Source organism: Peptoniphilus obesi ph1 (genome assembly GCF_000311865.1).
Taxonomy (GTDB): Bacteria; Bacillota; Clostridia; order Tissierellales; family Peptoniphilaceae; genus Peptoniphilus_E; species Peptoniphilus_E obesi.
The window spans coordinates 85,550-87,951 of sequence record NZ_HE978583.1; the positions used below are offsets into that span (position 1 = coordinate 85,550).

The window sequence follows — 2,402 nt, forward strand, 5'->3', positions numbered from 1 at the left end:
GGGAGGTCATAGGAGGGAAAAAGGACGCTCGGAACGTCCTAATTTTCCCTCCTAAATAAATTTATTTTTAGATTATGATAAAGATGGGATTTGATTGATAGATTTCGATTCAAAGAAGTAGAGATGAAATACAAAGCAACCTTCAAATTGATAAACAAGTATAGATCTAAAAAAACACAAAAAAAAAGCCTTATATAAACATATAAAGCTAAACAAAAAATAAATATAAACATATAAATATATAAATATATAAAAAAATATAAAAAAAATAACTCCTTATTAAAAAGCAGTTAATTCACATTCTTCTCAATTGTCTTTGATAATTCATTAATACAAGCAGAAAGCTCCGTCATCTTCCCCTCTATCCTTGTCAACAAATAACAAGAAATTACAATCGGAAAACCTATATTAGCTATGCTTGCCAATAATTCATCCATAGTCAAAAGATCACCTCACTAAGCTAATAAATTTGTTTCTGTGATTTCTCTAATGACTGCAGTTCCAAAACCTTTAATCTTTCCAGCTTTTCCAATAAAAACATCCTCTTCAACAACAAAAGCTTCAAAATCAGTAAGCTCTGCAGTTTCGATATTATCCTTTGGATTTGCAATAGAAATCTTATAAGTCTTGTTGCCAGAATCAAGTAGAGTAATCTCTAAAGTTTTCTTATTCATTCTCTAACCTCCTTAATTATAATTGTTCGCCATCAACTAAATCGTACTCAACAATCTTGCTAGTGCTAACTAACTTGTCTTTCATAAAGCCAGCAATCATCTTAGCAGTTTGTCCAAGAACATCAGCAGAAAGGTCTGCCCTAACATCCTTGATAGTTTTGTATCTAGTTCTCATTTCCCCCTTGTCATCCAAACCATTTTCATAGTTAATTCTTAGGGAAACTTTTCTAGCTTCTTCCTTATATGCCATTCTCTCACCCCCTTCATAATATATATAGAAATAAAAAGTAAAAGTTGCTACTTAAAATAAAAAAATTTTTAAAATTAAATCATTTCTCTAAAAATCCACCACTCAGCCCAATTATTCTTAGACATCTTCCTCGGACAAATCTTCCTAGAAGCATCATAGTGTCTGACAACCCTAGATTTTGGAATATTATAAGTCTCACACAAAAACCTAATCAAATTCAAAGCATTAGCCTTAGTCTTTTCCCAATCAGACCCAGCGTTAATGCAAAGCTCAACCCCAATCGAATTCACATTATAAATACCAAACCTTCCCCTGCCATCGCCGCAGTGCCAAGAAGTCCTAGCATTCTCAACAGTCTCAACAACACCCTTATCATCCACAAAATAATGAGCAGAAGCCTTTCTATTTCCAGAATTAAAATACCTATAATGCGCCAGAGCATCAGCTCCAGCATTCGGATTTCCAGTATCGTGAACCACAATATACTTTATAGCCTGCCTATTAGTAGAATAATTAAACTTAATCGGTCTCTTATCAATAATCATTTTTTACCTCCCTTAAAATTTCCAAAGCCCTTCTCTTAGTATTAATAACAGTCCACCTCTTAATATTAAGCTCCTTGGCAATATCATTAAGAGACATATCAAGAAAATAAAACATATTAATAACCTGTCTTTGTCTAGCAGATAGAGCCTTGATATTCTTCTTCAAATTCAAATAAGAAATCTTTTCTATAAGATCTAACTCAAGATCAACATCATCTTCCAAAAAATCAAAAATATCTAAATCTTCCCCACTATCTAAAGTGTTTTCATCTTCCTTAAGTAAATATTTAAAAGTATCCAGATAATAATATCTGAGATAGGATTTTACAAAAGCCAAAAACCTAGCCTTGGTCGGATCATAAAGATCAATACACTCCAAGATAATTAATTGTCCATCTTGGTAAAGATCTTCAAACTCACTATAGATAGGACAATATTTTTTGATAGATGTCTTTAGTAAAGGATCAAGAGCCAAGACTAGCCTTTCTTTAGCATCTTGATTTCCCATCCTTGCCTTAGCAAGATAAAATTCAAATTTTTCTATTTCCATATCCTTTCTCCTTTTAATTTTTGAACACATGTTCTTTATTTAGTATAACAGGTTTGGAGAAAAAAACAAGTGTTTGCATGAGGGTTTGTTTTTTTATTTTTTATTCTAAAGTTGCTTTTCAATTTGCAAGTTTTTTAGTCTTTCGACTTTACTTCTTTGTGTCTATACTTATTTATTAAATCTAAATTTATTTTGTAGTTCTACATTTTTTTTAGATCTAAGTTTGTTCTTCAATTGCAAATTTTATTTTTAATTTCTGCTTTACTTCCTCATTCCTAAAGTAATCATTCAAATCCCAGCTTTACTATAAGTTTTAAATATTATTTATTTAGGAGGGAAAATTAGGACGTTCCGAGCGTCCTTTTTCCCTCCTATGACCTTCC

General features: G+C 31.4%; 5 protein-coding genes. All 5 read right to left on the reverse strand.

Annotated features, from left to right (window positions below; genetic code table 11):
* Positions 1–290: 290 nt before the first annotated feature.
* The 5 genes from HGPB_RS08715 to HGPB_RS08120 all read right to left on the reverse strand — a co-directional run bounded on the left by HGPB_RS08715 (position 291) and on the right by HGPB_RS08120 (position 2,019).
* Positions 291–437, reverse strand: coding sequence for a YvrJ family protein (locus HGPB_RS08715; RefSeq protein WP_081578487.1), 147 nt, complete (start codon positions 435–437; stop codon positions 291–293).
* An 18-nt stretch (positions 438–455) separates the two neighbouring features.
* Complete coding sequence (locus tag HGPB_RS08105; RefSeq protein WP_019133188.1) at positions 456–674, reverse strand: DUF2922 domain-containing protein; 219 nt, start codon at positions 672–674, stop codon at positions 456–458.
* A 16-nt stretch (positions 675–690) separates the two neighbouring features.
* Positions 691–924: a DUF1659 domain-containing protein gene (locus tag HGPB_RS08110; RefSeq protein WP_019133189.1), complete on the reverse strand. Its 234-nt coding sequence runs from the start codon at positions 922–924 to the stop codon at positions 691–693.
* Between the two features lie 74 nt (positions 925–998).
* Positions 999–1,469: a peptidoglycan recognition protein family protein gene (locus HGPB_RS08115; RefSeq protein WP_019133190.1), complete on the reverse strand. Its 471-nt coding sequence runs from the start codon at positions 1,467–1,469 to the stop codon at positions 999–1,001.
* Positions 1,459–2,019, reverse strand: a complete 561-nt coding sequence (locus tag HGPB_RS08120) for a sigma-70 family RNA polymerase sigma factor (protein ID WP_019133191.1) — start codon at positions 2,017–2,019, stop codon at positions 1,459–1,461. Before HGPB_RS08120 ends, HGPB_RS08115 begins: the two co-directional genes overlap by 11 nt.
* Positions 2,020–2,402: the final 383 nt, after the last annotated feature.

Excerpts from the sequence above, each read along its gene's own strand:
- HGPB_RS08715 (WP_081578487.1), bottom strand. The coding sequence starts at position 437 with ATGGATGAATTATTGGCAAGCATAGCTAATATAGGTTTTCCGATTGTA.
- HGPB_RS08105 (WP_019133188.1), bottom strand. The coding sequence starts at position 674 with ATGAATAAGAAAACTTTAGAGATTACTCTACTTGATTCTGGCAACAAG.
- HGPB_RS08110 (WP_019133189.1), bottom strand. The coding sequence starts at position 924 with ATGGCATATAAGGAAGAAGCTAGAAAAGTTTCCCTAAGAATTAACTAT.
- HGPB_RS08115 (WP_019133190.1), bottom strand. The coding sequence starts at position 1,469 with ATGATTATTGATAAGAGACCGATTAAGTTTAATTATTCTACTAATAGG.
- HGPB_RS08120 (WP_019133191.1), bottom strand. The coding sequence starts at position 2,019 with ATGGAAATAGAAAAATTTGAATTTTATCTTGCTAAGGCAAGGATGGGA.